This window comes from Streptomyces sp. NPDC059255 (assembly GCF_042752355.1).
GTDB lineage: Bacteria > Actinomycetota > Actinomycetes > Streptomycetales > Streptomycetaceae > Streptomyces.
In genome coordinates, this window is record NZ_JBHYZP010000018.1 from 143,355 (window position 1) to 159,588 (window position 16,234).

The 16,234-nt window shown below is 71.5% G+C and carries 13 protein-coding genes; 5 read left to right on the top strand and 8 right to left on the bottom strand.

The annotated features are described in order from the left end of the window. The first annotated feature begins 18 nt into the window (after positions 1-18). Together ACFXKG_RS21975 and ACFXKG_RS21980 are read left to right on the top strand one after the other, a co-directional pair. Positions 19-1,041 carry a phosphotransferase family protein gene (locus ACFXKG_RS21975; protein ID WP_384841466.1) on the top strand — a complete coding sequence of 341 codons (1,023 nt, stop codon included), beginning with the start codon at positions 19-21 and terminating at the stop codon, positions 1,039-1,041. Between the two features lie 9 nt (positions 1,042-1,050). Continuing rightward, entirely contained in the window at positions 1,051-2,283 is a 1,233-nt protein-coding gene (locus tag ACFXKG_RS21980; protein ID WP_384841469.1) for an acyl-CoA dehydrogenase family protein, read from the top strand. A gap of 53 nt (positions 2,284-2,336) precedes the next feature. Here the strand turns inward: ACFXKG_RS21980 and ACFXKG_RS21985 are convergent, their stop codons facing one another. The 5 genes from ACFXKG_RS21985 to ACFXKG_RS22005 form a co-directional block, all read right to left on the bottom strand. Then, positions 2,337-3,179, bottom strand: coding sequence for a response regulator transcription factor (locus ACFXKG_RS21985; RefSeq protein ID WP_384841472.1), 843 nt, complete (start codon positions 3,177-3,179; stop codon positions 2,337-2,339). A gap of 167 nt (positions 3,180-3,346) precedes the next feature. After that, positions 3,347-3,916, bottom strand: a complete 570-nt coding sequence (locus tag ACFXKG_RS21990; protein WP_384841475.1) for a hypothetical protein — start codon at positions 3,914-3,916, stop codon at positions 3,347-3,349. 208 nt (positions 3,917-4,124) lie between these two features. Then, positions 4,125-4,718: a TetR/AcrR family transcriptional regulator gene (locus ACFXKG_RS21995; protein WP_384841478.1), complete on the bottom strand. Its 594-nt coding sequence runs from the start codon at positions 4,716-4,718 to the stop codon at positions 4,125-4,127. A gap of 82 nt (positions 4,719-4,800) precedes the next feature. Further along, the gene (locus tag ACFXKG_RS22000) at positions 4,801-6,462 is read right to left on the bottom strand and encodes a class I adenylate-forming enzyme family protein (RefSeq protein ID WP_384841481.1); all 1,662 of its coding nucleotides are present in this window, start codon (positions 6,460-6,462) and stop codon (positions 4,801-4,803) included. Beyond that, positions 6,459-7,223 (bottom strand): SDR family oxidoreductase, encoded by a 765-nt coding sequence (locus ACFXKG_RS22005; RefSeq protein ID WP_384841484.1) that lies wholly within the window; start codon positions 7,221-7,223, stop codon positions 6,459-6,461. The genes ACFXKG_RS22000 and ACFXKG_RS22005 overlap by 4 nt, the downstream gene beginning before the upstream one ends. A gap of 224 nt (positions 7,224-7,447) precedes the next feature. Here ACFXKG_RS22005 and ACFXKG_RS22010 point away from each other — a divergent pair, with 224 nt between their 5' ends. Next, complete coding sequence (locus ACFXKG_RS22010; protein ID WP_384841487.1) at positions 7,448-8,725, top strand: exo-beta-N-acetylmuramidase NamZ domain-containing protein; 1,278 nt, start codon at positions 7,448-7,450, stop codon at positions 8,723-8,725. A 270-nt stretch (positions 8,726-8,995) separates the two neighbouring features. Next, entirely contained in the window at positions 8,996-10,240 is a 1,245-nt protein-coding gene (locus tag ACFXKG_RS22015) for an MFS transporter (protein WP_384841583.1), read from the top strand. A 108-nt stretch (positions 10,241-10,348) separates the two neighbouring features. Here the strand turns inward: ACFXKG_RS22015 and ACFXKG_RS22020 are convergent, their stop codons facing one another. After that, on the bottom strand, positions 10,349-11,494 hold the full coding sequence (locus tag ACFXKG_RS22020; protein WP_384841490.1) for a sugar phosphate isomerase/epimerase family protein: 1,146 nt from the start codon (positions 11,492-11,494) through the stop codon (positions 10,349-10,351). 280 nt (positions 11,495-11,774) lie between these two features. Then, positions 11,775-14,606 (bottom strand): penicillin acylase family protein, encoded by a 2,832-nt coding sequence (locus ACFXKG_RS22025; RefSeq protein WP_384841492.1) that lies wholly within the window; start codon positions 14,604-14,606, stop codon positions 11,775-11,777. 251 nt (positions 14,607-14,857) lie between these two features. Between ACFXKG_RS22025 and ACFXKG_RS22030 the strand changes: the two genes are divergently transcribed. Beyond that, positions 14,858-15,469: a hypothetical protein gene (locus ACFXKG_RS22030; RefSeq protein ID WP_384841495.1), complete on the top strand. Its 612-nt coding sequence runs from the start codon at positions 14,858-14,860 to the stop codon at positions 15,467-15,469. A gap of 132 nt (positions 15,470-15,601) precedes the next feature. Here ACFXKG_RS22030 and soxR read toward each other — a convergent pair whose 3' ends face one another. Further along, positions 15,602-16,108, bottom strand: a complete 507-nt coding sequence (soxR, locus tag ACFXKG_RS22035; protein ID WP_384841498.1) for a redox-sensitive transcriptional activator SoxR — start codon at positions 16,106-16,108, stop codon at positions 15,602-15,604. Positions 16,109-16,234: the final 126 nt, after the last annotated feature.

Sequence of the window (16,234 nt, forward strand, 5' to 3'; positions counted from 1 at the left end):
TCCACGGAGGTACGCCCGATGAGCCCAGCCCCCACGCCAGGACTCGATCCCGAGCGGCTCCGTGACCATCTCGACCGCGCGCTCCCCGGCCTGGTGGGCGGGCCGCTCGACGCACGGCTCATCGAGGGCGGCCGGTCGAACCTGACGTACACCGTCACCGACGGCACCGGCCGCTGGGTGGTCCGCAGACCCCCGCTGGGCCATGTGCTGGCCACCGCGCACGACATGAAGCGCGAGTACCGGGTGATCGCGGCGCTGCACCCGACCGCCGTGCCCGTCCCCGAAGCGCTGCTGCTCTGCGAGGACGAGTCGGTGCTCGGCGCGCCGTTCTACGTCATGGAGCAGGTGACGGGCACGCCGTACCGCACCGCCGAACAGCTCGCCCCGCTCGGTCCCGAGCGCACCCGCGCCGCCGTGTTCTCCCTGGTCGACACCCTGGTGGAGCTGCACGCCGTCGATCCCGGGGCCGTCGGTCTCGGGGACTTCGGCCGGCCCGAGGGCTATCTCGACCGGCAGCTCCGCCGCTGGGGCAAGCAGCTCGACGCCTCCCGGAACCGTGAACTGCCCGGCATCGACGAACTCCAGGCGGGGCTCGGCCGGTCCCTGCCCCTCTCCCCCGCGCCCACCGTGATCCACGGCGACTACCGTCTGGACAACGTCCTGCTCGGCGCGGACGACCGGATCAACGCCGTGCTCGACTGGGAGATGTCGACACTCGGCGACCCGCTCACCGATCTGGGGCTGCTGGCGATGTACAGCGCGCCCCTGGAGGTGACCGGCTCACCGATCAGTACGACGGCCGGGGCGGCCGGCCACCCCACGCCGGGCGAGCTGATCGAGCGGTACGCGGCCGGCTCGGGGCGGGACACCACCGGCATCTCCTGGTACACGGCGTTCGCCTGGTTCAAACTCGCCGTGATCCTGGAGGGCATCCACTACCGCTACACCCTCAATCAGACCGTGGGACCGGGCTTCGACCGGATCGGCGCCCTCGTCCCCGTCTTCATCGAGCACGGCCTCACCACCCTCCAGGAAGGCTGAGTACCCCTGATGGACTTCGCATTCGACGCCCGCACCGAAGAGCTGCGGGCCAGGCTGCTCACCTTCATGGACGAGCACATCTATCCGTCCGAGGAGATCGCCCGGGAGCAGCGCTCCCTGCTGGCCGACCCGTGGGGCACCCCGGCGGTGGTCGAGGAACTGAAGGCCGAGGCCCGCAGGCAGGGTCTGTGGAACCTGTTCTTCGTGGACGACCCGGGCCTCCCCGGTGGCGGATACGGGGCCGGGCTGACCAATCTGCAGTACGCCCCGCTCGCCGAGCTCACCGGCCGCTCCCCGGAGCTGGCCCCCACCGCGCTGAACTGCGCGGCCCCCGACACCGGAAACATGGAGGTGCTCGCCCAGTTCGGCTCGGAGGAGCAGCGCAAGCAGTGGCTGGAACCGCTGCTCGCGGGGGAGATCCGGTCGGCGTTCGCGATGACGGAGCCGGAGGTCGCCTCGTCCGACGCGACGAACATCCGCACCAGCATCCGGCGCGACGGCGACGAGTACGTCATCAACGGCCGCAAGTGGTACATCTCCGGTGCGATGAATCCGGCGTGCGCCGTCTTCATCGTGATGGGCAAGACCGACCCGGACGGCGCCGACCCGCGCCGCCAGCAGTCGATGGTCCTGGTCCCCCGTGACACCCCGGGTGTCGAGGTGCGCCGCGCGATGCGGGTGTACGGCTACGAGGACCACTCCCATGGCGGCCATGCCGAGGTCGTCTTCGACAATGTACGGGTGCCCGCCTCGCATCTCATCGGTGAGGAGGGCGGTGGGTTCGCCATCGCGCAGGCTCGGCTGGGGCCCGGCCGGATCCACCACTGCATGCGGCTGATCGGGATGGCCGAGCGGGCCATCGAGCTGATGTGCCGCCGGGCCGTGGGGCGGGCGACATTCGGGAAGCCGCTCGCCGAGCAGGGCGTCGTGCAGAACTGGATCGCGGACGCCCGGGTGACGGTCGAACAGCTGCGGCTCCTCGTGCTCAAGACGGCCTGGCTGATGGACACCGTCGGCAACCGCGGGGCGCACACGGAGATCCAGGCCATCAAGATCGCCACACCGCGCGCGGTCGTGGACATCATCGACTCGGCCGTCCAGCTGTACGGCGCGGGCGGCATCAGCCAGGACTTCCCGCTGGCGGAGCTGTGGGCCTCGGCGCGGACGCTGCGGCTGGCGGACGGTCCCGACGAGGTGCACCAGCGGTCACTGGCCCGGCGGGAGCTGAAGAAGTATCGCTGAGTCCTCCCTTCCCTGCTCGCCCCTTCCCTGCCCGACCCTTCCCTGCTCGGCGTTCAGTGCTCGACGGGTTCCGGCAGGGGCAGCAGGCCCATGGACTGGGCGCGCATGACGGTCGAGAGCCGGTCGCAGGTACCCAGCCTGCGGTAGATGCCCTCGATGTGTTTGTGGGCAGTGCGCGGTGAGATGTGGAGCCGGTGGGCGATGGCGGTGGCGGGCAGGGCCTTGGCCAGCAGGGTGAGCACGGCGTGCTGACGCGGCGTGAGCCCCGCCTCCACCGCCCGCTCGGCCGACGCGACCCCGGTGCCGGTACCGGCAGGTCCCGGCACCGGCTCCGCGGGCTGCCCCGGGGCCGACCGCCAGCGGGCCAGGGCGCGGTAGTGGCAGTCGATGCCGACGAGGAGGGGCTGCACCCGGGCCGCGTACGCGCGCTCCTCCGGTGTGAAGTCGTCGCGCTCGTGGTGGAGGACGAAACCGCGGGCGACTCCGGCGGGGGCGGGCAGCGGGATGGCGAGCATATGAGCGCCGAGCGTCCCCCGGGCCAGCCGGTGGCTCCTGCTGCGCAGCCAGGAGCGCTCCCCCATCAGCTCGCTCGCGGTACGGGGCGTGCGGTCGGGGGTGGACGCGTAGTGCGCCACCAGTGGATTGCCCGCCCGCAGTTGGCGGGTCATCAGCGAGTCGAGCAGGCCCGGGGAGACCGGACGCGCCGTCCGCCACGCCTCCACCCGGCCCGTCCGCTCCGCGTAGCGCGCCTGGGCGAGGGAAGCGGCCGGGGAGTGCAGCTCCCGGGTGAGCTCCGCCAGGACCAGAGGCCAGGGCGGCTCCGGATCGGCGCGCTCCAGCACGGCCACGGCCAGGCTCAGCATCTGCGCGTACTCATGCCACAGGGCGGTGCCCATCGATATCCCCCGTGCCCGCACGACCGACAATGACCGTACGTACTCTTTCCACTACTCTCCGCCCCCACACGCCGACCCCAGCCCCCATCGAGGCCGGTCGGGGCCGCTCGGCCACACGGCCCCGGCGCGCCCCCGACCGGCCCCTCACCTCTCGCGACCGGCGACGGTCAGCAGGGCACCACGTAGTAGACCGGGGACCAGCTCGCGGTGCCCGTGTCGGGCGCCACATTGCTCCAGCGCTCCGAGCGGTTGGAGTTCAGGAAGCGCGCCCTCGTCCCCCGGGTCTGGTTGTTGTTGAAGGTGCCGTCGCCGGTCCACGACAGGTTGTAGGTGCCGCACCGGTAGTAGTCGAGCGTGTCCCCGCCCCGGTACAGACAGAGATGCCCGGAACCGCAGGCGGCGGGCAGCCGGCTGCTCACCGGTGGCAGGGCGAGGTCACGGGCGGACCGCTGACCGGGCGCCGCGACCGTGACATCACCGCCCGGCATGGTGATCTTGTTGGCGGAGACCTGCCTGCTGCCCGCCAGCTCGCTCAGATAACCCTCCACCCGCTCCTGGAGACCGGCGGCCTGATCAGCGGTCAGACCGGCCCGGTCGGTCTGGGCGGCATAGGTCTGGCGGGCCTGGTCCGGGACGGCCTGCGCCCCCGCCGGTGCCGTCATCGCACTCGTGGCGAGCGCCCCCGCGGCAACCGCCCCGACCGTGGCCTTCAGCATGAACGCACGGATCCTGTTCATTCGATCCCCCTTGTTTCCCTGCCCGGAACCCTGACGTTCCGTAGCGTCGACACAACTCATCGTGACGAACGCGCTCGGCGGGCCGCAATGCGTACAAGTACGTATGGCGAAGGCGTGACCGGTGATGCAGGGTGTGCGGGAAGAAAAGGGATGGCGGACGAAGAGGGGTGCCGGAAGAAGAGGGGGCGCGGCGCGCGGCGCCGACCGGTCAGGGGCGCAGCGCCCGCAGCAGCAGGTCGGCCAGGTGGTCCGCGACCTGCTGCGGGGTGAGCGGGCCGTCGGGCCGGTACCACGTGGAGAGGTGGTGGACCGAGCCGAAGTGGTAGTCGACCACCAGGTCGGCCGGGGTGGCGGTGGAGAAGACCCCGGTGCGCTGGCCCTCCTCGATCAGCGCGCGGAACCGTTCGTGGTAGCGGCGCCGTTCCGTCCGCACCTGTCTGTTCTTCTCCGGGCTGAGCTGGTGCATGGAGCGGAAGAAGATCGCGGCGTCGTCGAGGTTCTCGATGGTCGTCACCACGACGTCGGCGGCGGCGTCCCGCAGCCGGCGCTCGACCGGTCCCCCGGCGTCCGCGAAGCCGTCGAGCCGTTCCTGCTGGAGGCGGAGCACCCGGGCGTAGACCTCGTGGAGGAGGTCCTCCTTGGAGCCGAAGTAGTGGTACAGCGCGCCCTTGGTGACGCCCGCCGCCTCGACGATCTCCTGGACGGACGTCCGGTCGTAGCCGTGCACGGCGAAGAGCCGGGTGGCGGCGGCCAGCAGCCGCCGCGGGACGGGCTCGCCGCGTCCGTCCGTCGTCCTGGCCATCTGCCGCCACCCGCCTTCCGCTCCGTGTCACCCCCGGGGAACCCCTACGGGTCCGGTGAGGGACTGTCCCCGCCTGGGACGCTCATGAGCGGGAACGCAGTTCCCGCCTGAGGATCTTCCCACTCGTGGTCTTGGGCAGCTCGGGCAGGATCTCGGCCTCCCGCGGGCACTTGTACGTCGCGAGGCGCTCCCGGCAGTACGCGGTCAGCTCGGCGGGCTCGACCGTGGCACCGGGACGCGCGCTCACGTACGCCTTGACGCTCTCCCCCCGGTAGGCGTCGGGGACACCGATCACGGCCGCCTCGCGCACCGCCGGATGGGTGTAGAGCACGTCCTCGACCTCGCGCGGCCAGACCTTCAGGCCCGATACGTTGATCACGTCCTTCTTCCGGTCGACGACGTAGAGCCAGCCGTCCGGGTCCATGAAGCCGATGTCGCCGGTGCGCAGTTCGCCGTCCGGGAACGTCTCCTCGGTCGCCACCGGGTCGTTCCAGTAGCCGGCGGCGACCTGGGGGCCGCGTACGGCGATCTCCCCGTGTTCGCCGAAGGACAGCTCCCCGCCCTTCTCGTCGACGATCCGTACGACCGTGTCGGGGCCGGGCACCCCGACCGAGAGCGTCCCGGAGACCGGGTCCACCGGAGCCTCCGTCTGGGGCGGTACGGAGGCGCAGCCCGCCGTGGACTCCGTGAGGCCGTAGCCGTTGCAGAGGTACGGTCCGAGCCGCGCGCGGAACTTCTCGACCAGCGCGGGCGGCAGCGGCGCGCCGCCCGAGGAGATCATCCGGAAGGAGCTGAAGTGGTCGGGAGTCACGTCGGGGTGGGCGGCGAGTGTCATGAAGGCGGGGGCGGGGCCGACGGTGTACGCGGGCCGGTGTTCGGTGAACGCGTCGAGGACGACGCCGGGCTGGAAGTGGTGGGCGAGGGCCAGGGTGCCCGCGTTGGCGACGCACGCCGCGAGTTCGCAGACCATGCCGGTGATATGGAAGAGCGGGGCGAGCGCGAAGTAGCAGGCGCCTTCGGCGATGGGCTGGCCGGCGCGCTGCCGCTCGGCGTTCACCATGATGTTGGCGTGGGAGTTCATGGCGCCCTTCGGGCTGCCGCAGGTGCCGGAGGTGTAGCTGATCAGCGCGGTGTCGCCGGCGGCCGGGTCGCGGCCGGCCGGCGCGGCGAGTCCGCCGCGGGCCACGGTCAGCAGGTCGGCGGCGTCGCCGTCGGGCGACGGCTGCCGGGTGAGGCCGAGGACCCGGGGGTCGTCGCGGCTCTGGAAGTCGAAGTCGCAGGCGGTGAGCGCGATCCGTACGGCCGAGCCGTCGACGGTCTCGCGCAGGTACGCCTCCCAGGTGTTGTCGGCGCAGATCACCGCCGTGGCCTCGGCGTCCGCGAGGATGTGGGCGACCTCGGCGGACTTGTACGAGGGGTTGAGCGGTACGACGGTCGCGCCCGCCTTCCAGGCGCCGAGCAGCGCCAGGACGAAGTGCGGGGTGTTCTGGAGCATGAGCGCGACCCGGTCGCCGCGCGCCAGGCCCCGGGCGGCGAGATGGCCGGCGATCGCGTCGGAGAGCGTGTCGGTCGCGCGGTAGTCGAGCCGGCCGTCGAAATAGGCGAGCGCGGTGCGCTCCGGAGCACGCGCGACGGCGGCGCGCAGGGCGTGCACGAGCGAGACGGCCGGGTCGACGGCGGCCCGCTGGGCCTCGTTGAGCCGGCCGAGCCAGGGTTGGGCGGAGTAGATGGACACGGTGGTCACCCGGTGCCTCTCTCCCACTTCTGCTGGATGTGGTTCATGGTGGAGAGCCAGCGGTCGGGGTCACCGGCGCGGGCCTGGTAGTAGCCGGCCACCTCGGGGTGCGGGAGTACGAGGAAACGGTCCTCCGCCATGGCGTCGAAGAGCGCGTCGGCGACCGCCTCCGGTTCGATCGCGGTGGGGGTGAGGACGAGTTCGCCGGCGCTCCCGGTGGCGGCGAGCATGTCCGTACGGACGCCCTGCGGGCAGATGGCGTGGACCTGGAGCCCGCGGTGGCGGTAGGTCAGCGAGAGCCACTCGGCGTAGGCGAGCGCGCCGTGCTTGGTGACGCTGTACGGGGCCGCGCCGATCATGGTGAGCAGTCCGGCGGCGGAGACCGTGGAGACGAACCGGCCCGCGCCGCGCTCCAGCCAGTCGGGGAGCAGGGCGCGGCTCGCCCGGACGTGCGCCATGACGTTGACGTCCCAGGCGGACGACCAGACGTCCTCCTCGGCGAACGCGTCGCCGCCGGTGCCGACGCCGGCGTTGGCGCAGTAGATGTCGACGTGTCCGCCGAGGGCGGCGCGGGCCTCGGCCACGACATGGGAGGCGTCGCCGGGCAGGGCGGTGGCGCCGATCTCGTCGGCGACGGCGGTGGCCTTCGCCGCGTCGAGGTCGTTGACCACGACGCGGGCGCCCTCGGCGGCGAACCTGCGGGCGAGGGCGGCGCCGATGCCGCCACCGGCTCCTGTGACCACAACCCCTGCACCGTGCACCGCGCTCATCGGGCCTGCCTTTCGGGCGTTCCGGTTTCCGTCATGGACTTCCCTGACTTCCCTCTAACAGACTAACCAGTCGGTATGCCAGGGGGAAGTGGAGCGGAGAACCTCGGGGACGGGCCGGGACGGCCTCGTTCCCCCGGCGGGCCCGGGGCGCTAGCGTGCGTGGCCATGACAGACGGCAGCCGGCGCACCGCCGCGGACCGCCGGCCGATCACGGAGGTAGCGCGATGAGCCTGTCCAGACGGGGACTGCTGGCCGCCACGGGGGCGGTCGGCGCCGCGGGCGCGGTCGGAACGGCCGGAACGGCCGGCGGCGACAGCGGAAGCGGGAGCGACAGCGCGAGCGACCGGAGCCGTACGCGCGTACGGACCGGCTTCGACCGGCTGGCCGCCGACGGCTACCGGCCGCTCGCCGGTCAGAAGGTCGGCGTCGTCACCAACCCGACCGGGATCACGGCGGACGTACGCCACATCGTCGACGTGATGCACGCGGACGACCGGGTGCGGCTGACCGCCGTCTTCGGACCGGAGCACGGCTTCCGGGGCACCGCGCAGGCGGGCGGCTCCGAGGGCCGGTACGACGATCCGGCGACCGGACTGCCGGTCTACGACACGTACCTCAAGAGCGGGCAGCCGCTGGCGGACGTCTTCACCGCCTCCGGGGTCGACACCGTCGTCTTCGACATCCAGGACGCGGGCGCCCGCTTCTACACGTACATCTGGACGCTGTACGACTGCATGGAGGCGGCGGCGCTCGCGGGCAAGCGTTTCGTCGTGCTGGACCGGCCCAACCCGGTGACCGGCCGCGCGGCCCTCGGCCCGGTCCTGCACCCGGAGTTCGCGACGTTCGTCGGGCGCCGGCCGATCGCGCAGGCGCACGGCATGACGGTCACGGAGCTGGCGCGGCTCTTCAACGGCGAGTTCCTGGAGCGGCCCGTACCGCTGGAGACCGTACGGATGTCGGGGTGGGCGAGGGACGACTTCTTCGACGCGACCGGGCTGCCGTGGGTGCCGCCGAGCCCCAACATGCCCACGCCCGACACGGCCTTGGTGTACGCGGGGACCTGCCTCTTCGAGGGCACGAACCTGTCGGAGGGCCGCGGCACCACACGCCCCTTCGAACTGCTGGGCGCGGAGGGCGTCGACCGGAGCTGGGCCGAGGCGGCGAACGCGCTGGAGCTGCCGGGGGTGCGCTTCCGTGAGGCGTACTTCGCGCCGACGTTCTCCAAGTTCCAGGGGAAGACGGTCGGCGGGGTCCAGCTCCACGTCCACGACCGCGCGTCGTTCGATCCGGTACGCACCGCAATCGGGCTGCTGGTGACGGCGAAACGGTCATGGAGCGGGTTCGCCTGGCGCCCCGACCACTGGATCGACAAGCTCACCGGGTCGACGGCGGTCCGGACCATGATCGACGCGGGCGCGGAGCCGGACGAGGTGGCCGCCGCCTGGCGGGACGACCTGGCCGCGTTCCGTGCCGTGCGGCGGAGGTATCTGGCCTACCGCTGAGGCCCGGCCGGCGCGCGCGGGCCACGGGGCCCGTCCCGCCGACAACGATCCGGCCGACAACGATCCGGCCGATAACATTCGGTGACTCGTCAGTATCCGAGCGTGTTCGACAGGCGGCGTTGACCGCGTCGTTCACCGGCCGTGAGAGTGCCTGTCGTGATCGACGAGACACTGTCCCCCACGTCCTCCTCCCCACCCGCGCCGACCCCCTCCCCCACACCCGCGGAGCCGGCCGCGGACTCGCCGGAGAGCCCGGAGAGTTCGCGCCGGGTGGCCGTCGCCAGTTTCATCGGCAACACCATCGAGCTCTACGACTTCTTCATCTACGGCATGGCGGCGGCGCTCGTCCTCGACGACGCCTTCTTCCCCAACCTCTCCCCCCTCAACGCCACGCTCGCCTCCTTCTCCACGTACGCGGTCGCCTTTCTGGCCCGCCCGATCGGCTCAATCGTCTTCGGCCATTTCGGCGACCGGGTCGGCCGCAAGACCGTGCTGGTGGCCTCGCTGCTGCTGATGGGGCTGTCGACCGCGCTGGTGGGGCTGCTGCCCGGCTACGCCACCCTGGGGGTCTGGGCGCCCCTGCTGCTGGTCCTGCTCCGCTTCCTCCAGGGCATCGGGATCGGCGGGGAATGGGGCGGCGCCGTACTGCTCGCCGTGGAGCACGCGCCGCACGGCCGGCGCGGGATGTACGCGGCGTTCCCCCAACTCGGCCCGCCCGTCGGCTTCGCCGCCGCCACCGGTGTCTTCTGGCTGGTGTCCGCGACGCTCGACGAGGCGGCCTTCGCGAGCTGGGGCTGGCGCATTCCGTTCCTGCTGTCCTTCGCGCTGGTCGCGGTCGGGCTGGTGGTACGGCTGAAGATCAGCGAAACCCCGGTGTTCACCCGGGCCGTGGCCCGTCAGGAGGCGAGCCGGGCGCCCATGGTGGAGCTGCTGCGGCGCCACACCCGGGACCTGCTGCTCGGGGCGGGTGCGATGGCCGTGGTGTACGCCCTCTTCTACACGTCGATGACGTACAGCCTGTCGTACGCGACGACGATCCTGGGAGTGCCGCGCGACACCATGCTCGGCCTCTCCCTGATCACCTGCCTCTTCCTCGCGGCCGGCATCTGGCTCGCCGCCACCCGCTCCGACACGGCGGGCCGGCGCCGCCCGGCGCTCCTGGGCTGCGGACTCGCCGCGGTCTGGGGGCAGTTGCTGTTCCCGCTGCTCGACACGGGGCGGCCGGTGCTGATGGCGCTGGGCCTCGGGGTCGCCATGCTCTGCGTGGGCGTGGCCTCCGGGTCGATGGGCGCGTATCTGTCCGAGCTGTTCCCCGCCCGCGTCCGCTACTCGGGCGCGTCCCTCGCGTACAACCTGGGCGGTGTCCTGGGCGGCGCGGTCTCCCCGCTGGTCGTCCCGCGCCTCCAGCCCGCCTTCGGTTCGGCGTCGGTGGGCTGGTACGTCAGTGCGATGGCCGTGGTGTCGCTGCTGTGCGTACGGGCGCTGCCGGAGACGCGGGAGCGGGAGCTGGGCTGAGACGTGAGAGCTGAGAGCTGAGAGCTGAGACCGGACAGGCCTCAGGTCCCGTAACCCCCGGTGCTCGCGAAGGGTTACGGGGCCTCGGAAGGCTCCTCCGGTGGCGCGTCAGTGCCGCTTGCGCCGGGAGATCTCCAGGTTGGCGAGGTACTTGCGGCCGGTCCAGGCCGTGTTGGCCGAGCCCGCGGGGTTGAGCGGACGGGGCGAGTTCTCGTCGGCGGTCTCGTCGTTGCCCGCGTCGTCGTGCTCGACCAGGAAGTGGTGGTGGGCGGGGTTCTTCAGCGCCGAGAAGATCCTCGGATAGTCGACGTCGCCCTTGCCGGGGTCGGTGAAGAAGAACCGCTTTCCGGCGTTGGCGGTGCCGGGCTGCGCCTCGCGGTTGCCGTTGGGGTCCCAGCGGATGTCCTTGACGTGGAAGAGCGGGAAGCGCTCCGGGTCGCGGCTGATGTACTCGTACGCGCTCTGGCCCGAGATCTCGATCCATCCGAGGTCCAGCTCGAACTTCACGTACCGCGGGTCGGTCTCCTCCAGCAGGATGTCGTACAGCGGCACGCCGTCGACCAGCGTGAACTCCACGTCGTGGTTGTGGAAGTAGAAGTAGTCGAAGCCGTTGCGGACGGCTTCCCTGCCCCACACGTTGAAGGCCGCGGCCATCCTCTTGTAGCCGTCGACCGTGCGCGGCGCGGTGTACGAGTGGCCGGTACCGACCGCCTTGAGCCCGAGCGCGTGCGCCTCCTCGTAGATGCGGGCGCGCTCCTTGGGGTCGTACCAGATGTTCTCGACCATGCCCCGGGGGCCGAAGTGGTTGCCCGCGACCTTGAGGCCGTGGGCGTCGGCCAGCTTGCGGAGCTGGGCCGGGGTGCGTCCGTCGTAGTCGCCGCCGATCTCGAACTCGGCGTAGCCGGCGTCGGCGAGCATCTCGAACGTACGGGACAGGTCGAGTTCGTTGTCGGCGAGCAGGTCGCGGACGGTGAAGAGCTGGATGCCGATGCGGTCGAGCGGGAGGTCACCGCCCTTGCCGAAGCCGTAGTCCTCGTTCCGGCCGCCCTGGGGGTGCCGGGCGGAGTCGGCCGCCGCGACGCCGGAGAGCGGGCCGAGGGCGCCGGCCACCGCGGCGCCGCCGGCCGCGCCGAGGAGTCCCCGCCGGGAGGTCATCAGGGGACTGCGGGCCGCCGGGGACTCCGGGGGCGTCTGAGGTGTGTGGGAGGTCTGAGGGCTCTGGGGGATCTGGGGGTTCGTGTGTCTGCCGTTCATGTCAGTGTCCTCCTTGCCCAGGGGGCATCGCGATGCCCGGCTCGCCTGGGCCCGTGCTCGGTGCCAAGGGGTGCTGAATGTCCGGCTGGAGCCTAAGTCTCGTCAGCACCGATGGAAAGACTGAGTTCGACAGAACTTTTATCGTTATCGACAAAACTTTGTCTTCACCTGAGCAGTTGGGCGACGATCGTGAGCACATCCAGGCGCCCGCACGGCCGTGGGCCGGACCCGATGTCGGGTCCGGCCCACGGATCGCTCCTGAGCGGCAGGTGTTCCCGCCTCAGCGGTGCGAGGGGAACTCCACCACCTGCTGGTACGTCGGCCTGTTCTGCCAGTTGACCTTCGGGTGGGTGATGCCGCCCAGCGCCCGGTGGATGATCGTGTCCGTGCACCACTGGTCGCCCGCCGAGCAGTTGTCGTCCCCGGGGTAGACCGTGTTCGCCGGGACCGCCGCCGCCGTCTTCAGGGTCGTCAGCAGGACGTCACGGCAGGCGGTGAGCGAGCCGCCGCCGCAGTAGGTCTTCGGCGAGGCGCTCTCGACCGGCTCGCCGAGGACCTGCCTGAGATCCTTGTCGACATAGCCCCACCAGCCGTACTGGAACGACGAACCGCTGTGCGCGCCGGTCGGGCCGTGGCTGGAGGCCGGGGACTCGTCGATCGGCAGCGAGGCGGTGAGCGCGGTGTAGAGACCCTCGCCGAGGCCGGGCTTGAACTGCGCCTCCACCAGCCGCGGCCACCACGCGTCCATGGTGCGGACCGCCGCGGCGTCGGCGTACGTGTGCGAGCCCCGCGCGGTCTCCTTACGGAGCGCGCCGGCCGTCTGCCAGGTCTCCAGTTGCTGGACGACCGTGTTCAGCGCGGAGTCGGTGACCGGCGCCGAGCGGATCACCTTCAGCAGCCCGGGCAGAACCTGTTCGCCCCTGAGGTCCGCGAGGGCCGCGTTGGCCATCGCGCGGGTGAGCGAGGCGCGGGTGACGCCGCCCGCCCGGACCAGTTTCTTCACCCGGTCGTCGAGCAGATCGCCCCGGTGCACGGCGCCGTAGCCGAATCCGGCCGCGTCGTAGTCCTTGGCCTGCCGGTTGTTCCAGGAGATGTAGTAGTCCTGCCCGACGGACTGCGGGTGCTGGGCGAAGGGGGTGTACGCGGACTCGTTGTACACCGGGTCGAAGCCCTGCCACTCGTACGCGCGCTCCGCCTTCACCGGCAGCGACGCGTCCACGCCGGACGCCCGCACCGGGTTGAGGCCGCTGTTGTAGTAGGCGGCGGTGCGCGCGTCCGCGTAGAACCAGTTGAAGGCGTAGCCGACCTTGTGCGCGGCCTGCTGGAAGGCCGCCGCGCCCGTCATGAACGCCGGGTCGTTGAACATCTGGAAGCCGATGATCGAATCGGCCTCGTGGCGGTACGTGGTGCGCAGCGAGGTGTACGCGACCGGCTTGCCGCCGACCGTCGCGCGGTGCGTGACCATCCCGTACTTGGTGCGCCAGACCTGGAGCCGGTACGAGCCCTCGGCGGTGGAGTCGGCGGTGGTGGGCTTCCAGGCGTTCTTGCGCTCCATCTTCTCCATCGGGGTGCACACGGAGCGGAAGAGGTACGAGGTGGACGCCTTGGTCGGGGCCGAGCCGTTCGGCTCGCAGAGCTCGACGGCGTAGGTGTCGGTGATGTCCTGCTGCGAGGAGGTCGCGCTCCACGCGTAGTCCTGGCCGCGCCCCATCTGCACGTACATGCCGACGCCCGCGAAGGAGACGCCCCGGGCGCTGATGCCGGGACCCTGGAGCTCCTGGAGCATCATCAGCTGTGGCGCGAAGTAGCCGGTCTGCGGGCCGAAGACCGCGATCGGGTTCCCGCTCTTCGTGTGCGCGCCGGAGACGAGCAGGGCGTTGGACATGCCGCGCTTGGCGGAGAGGGACCCGGCCGGGACGACGCCGTCGTCGAAGATGCCCTGGAGCGGCTTGAGTTCCTCAGGTGTGTCGACGGGAGCCGTGGCGCGGGTGACGGCCGAGCCGGTCCTGTCGTACACGAGGGGTTCGGCGGTGACGGAGCCCGCGTCGGGCAGGGCGGTGCCGCGCGGCTGGTCGGGCTTCTGGGCGTACGGGAAGCTGGTGCCGTCGTGGACGGTGAGGACGGCCTCGGGGTCGTTGCGCTGCCGGAAGGCCTCCCAGACGGCCGTGCCCTCGGCCACGCCGTACTTCTGCTGGGCCGCGAGGAGGGAGAGCGCGGCCTGCACCTCGCCGCCGCCTCCGCCGCCGAACTGGCCGCCGACGACCGAGGCGATGGAGATCAGGTCGGTGAGCTTGAAGGGCTGGATCTCCCCGACGTTGGTGATCGAGTCGATCTTCCCGGTGAGGACGTACTCGCCGGGGAAGTAGCGGCCGTCCTTGGCCTTCTGGCGGTAGGCGTTGATGCCGTCGACATACGCCTGCGCGTCCGCCATGGCCTGCTCGCCGCGCGCGCCCTCGGTGGCCCTGATCCGCTCGATCTGGGCCTCGTACTCGGCCTCGGTGTACGGGGCCGAGGGCCAGAACTGCTGCTCAAGCCCCTGGTTGGCGAGGGCGCCGCCGGCGAAGGAGGTCAGCTCGCCACGGCCGATGTGGCGGAAGAGGTCCATCATCCAGAGCCGGTCCTGGCCCGCGGCGTAGCCGGCGCCGAACTCGGTCCCGTAGCGGGTGGTGCCCTTGATGTGCGGGACGCCGGTCTTCTTGTCGCGGGTGATCGTGACGTCGGAGCGGGGTGAGGTGACGGACTCGACCTGGTCGGACGGTACGCCGAAGGAGGCGTCGTTGAAGAAGTCGGTGACCTTGGCGTCGGTGAGACCGTCCTGTCCGGCGACCAGGGAGTCGTAGCGGCTCAACTGGTCGGAGGCGTGGGCGGGGAACGTCCCGAACAGCCGGTTGCCGAGGATGTCGGCGAGGGTGGCGTTGCCGTTCTGGCCCGGCGGCAGGATGTCGGCGCACTGGCCCTGGCAGTAGTCGGGGTCGGCCGCGGCGGCGGCCGGTGCGGGGGGCGCGGCGGGGGCGGCGGCCTGCGCATGGGGGGTCAGCAGGGCCGCGCCCAGCGCGAACACCGCGGCGGCGGTGAGGGTGGCGCGGTGGGGTCTTCCGGTGCGTCGTCGCATGGGGTGCTCCTCGGGGAGGCCGGTGCGCCGGAGGTTACCGGCGGTATGACTCGCCGGTAAGGTGAACATCAGTCACCTTTTCCGGATCCCCACACCCGAAATCCGCGCGGTTCCTGTGAATCGGGTTCGAAAACTGCTCGATATGAACCGGAATGCCAGGATCCATGGCTGCCATCTGTTTTTTGATGGAGCCGAACGGGGCAGGCGTACGTCCATTCCTCAACGCCGAACAGCGACGGAGGTGGCAGGCGATGGCCGGATTCCGGAGTCTCGCGAGACAGGTGCGCGATCCGCGGTGCGACCTGGCCTTGCGACGGTATTCCCTGCGCAAGTGCCTGGAGCGGTTCGCTCCTTACGGACACCGGGCTACCTGGGACCATCTGTGCGCGAGGCACAGCATGGAGCCGGAGGACAGGGCGCCCGACCCGGCGCGGCTGACGGCCGCGCTGGAAGAACTGGAAGAGGCGCGGGCCGTCTGGCTCGCGTACGAGTCGGAGTTCGCCGAGCGGCGCAGGCGCGAGAAGCACGACGGGCTGAGGCAGCCCGGGAGCTGCGACGACTGGCACCGGCGGGCCTGGGGAGGCAACGGCGTCGCGCGGTGCGACGATCCGGCGGTCCATCCGTCGGAGTCGCTCGCCGAGGTACTGCGCCGGCTGGTCTCGGGGCTGAAGAGCGGCCCCGGCGCCGCCTGTCCCGTCTGCGCGGAGCGCGGGTTCGTCTGGCGGCCCGACCTGTCGGGCGAGCCGTGGTCGGGACCGGTCTGCACGGGCTGCGGCATCGTCGTACCGCCGCCCCTCCTCACGTCCGAGGCGCTGGCCCGGGCCAAGCGGATGCGGATGAAGGATCTGGCGTCGGTGGCGTAGGACCTGTGGGGGCGAGTCCGGAGGACGGCACGCCCCCACGGAGTCAGGGCCGCGGGCCGGGGTCCGGGCCGGGGCGGCGCACTCAGGACGCCCGGGGCGCCCGGAGCACCAGGAGCGCCCGGAGCGCCAGGATCAACGCGGGCCCGGGGCGGGGTTCTTCGCGGACGGCCGCTCCTGGGGAGCACGGCGCTCCGGCAGCAGGCGCGAACCCGTCAGGCGGTCGCCGAAGATGTCGTCGGGGTTGGACAGGACACAGGTCTCCAGGGAGAGACAGCCGCAGCCGATGCAGTCCGTGAGATGGTCGCGCAGCCGACCGAGCTGCTTGATGCGCTCGTCCAGCTCCGCGCGCCACGCCTCGGACAGCCTGGCCCAGTCGTCCCGCGTCGGCGTGCGCTCCTCGGGAAGTTCCGCCAGGGCGTCCCTGATCGTCGCCAGCGGGATGCCGACCCGCTGCGCCGCCCGTACGAAGGCCACCCGGCGCAGCGCGTCACGGGAGTAGCGGCGCTGGTTGCCACTCGTCCTGCGGCTGGAGATCAGCCCTTTGGACTCGTAGAAGTGCAGGGCCGAGACGGCGGCGCCGCTGCGCGCCGACAACTGTCCGACCGTGAGTTCGCTGATGGTCTCCGGAATCTGTGGCACCCCCCGGAGCCTACTTCCCTCGTTGACATCCGAGCGCTCGCGCAACATGCTCGTGCTGAGCAAGCGCTTGGACAGGCGCGGGCGGACGGACAGCACAGACAGACGCGGGCGGACAACGGAGAGGCG

What these genes read in the sequence shown, in the direction of transcription:
- ACFXKG_RS22025 (WP_384841492.1), bottom strand. Translation starts at nt 14,606, where the DNA reads ATGCGACGACGCACCGGAAGACCCCACCGCGCCACCCTCACCGCCGCC.
- ACFXKG_RS21990 (WP_384841475.1), bottom strand. Translation starts at nt 3,916, where the DNA reads ATGAACAGGATCCGTGCGTTCATGCTGAAGGCCACGGTCGGGGCGGTT.
- ACFXKG_RS21995 (WP_384841478.1), bottom strand. Translation starts at nt 4,718, where the DNA reads ATGGCCAGGACGACGGACGGACGCGGCGAGCCCGTCCCGCGGCGGCTG.
- ACFXKG_RS21980 (WP_384841469.1), top strand. Translation starts at nt 1,051, where the DNA reads ATGGACTTCGCATTCGACGCCCGCACCGAAGAGCTGCGGGCCAGGCTG.
- ACFXKG_RS22020 (WP_384841490.1), bottom strand. Translation starts at nt 11,494, where the DNA reads ATGAACGGCAGACACACGAACCCCCAGATCCCCCAGAGCCCTCAGACC.
- ACFXKG_RS22005 (WP_384841484.1), bottom strand. Translation starts at nt 7,223, where the DNA reads ATGAGCGCGGTGCACGGTGCAGGGGTTGTGGTCACAGGAGCCGGTGGC.
- ACFXKG_RS21985 (WP_384841472.1), bottom strand. Translation starts at nt 3,179, where the DNA reads ATGGGCACCGCCCTGTGGCATGAGTACGCGCAGATGCTGAGCCTGGCC.
- ACFXKG_RS22030 (WP_384841495.1), top strand. Translation starts at nt 14,858, where the DNA reads ATGGCCGGATTCCGGAGTCTCGCGAGACAGGTGCGCGATCCGCGGTGC.
- ACFXKG_RS21975 (WP_384841466.1), top strand. Translation starts at nt 19, where the DNA reads ATGAGCCCAGCCCCCACGCCAGGACTCGATCCCGAGCGGCTCCGTGAC.
- ACFXKG_RS22010 (WP_384841487.1), top strand. Translation starts at nt 7,448, where the DNA reads ATGAGCCTGTCCAGACGGGGACTGCTGGCCGCCACGGGGGCGGTCGGC.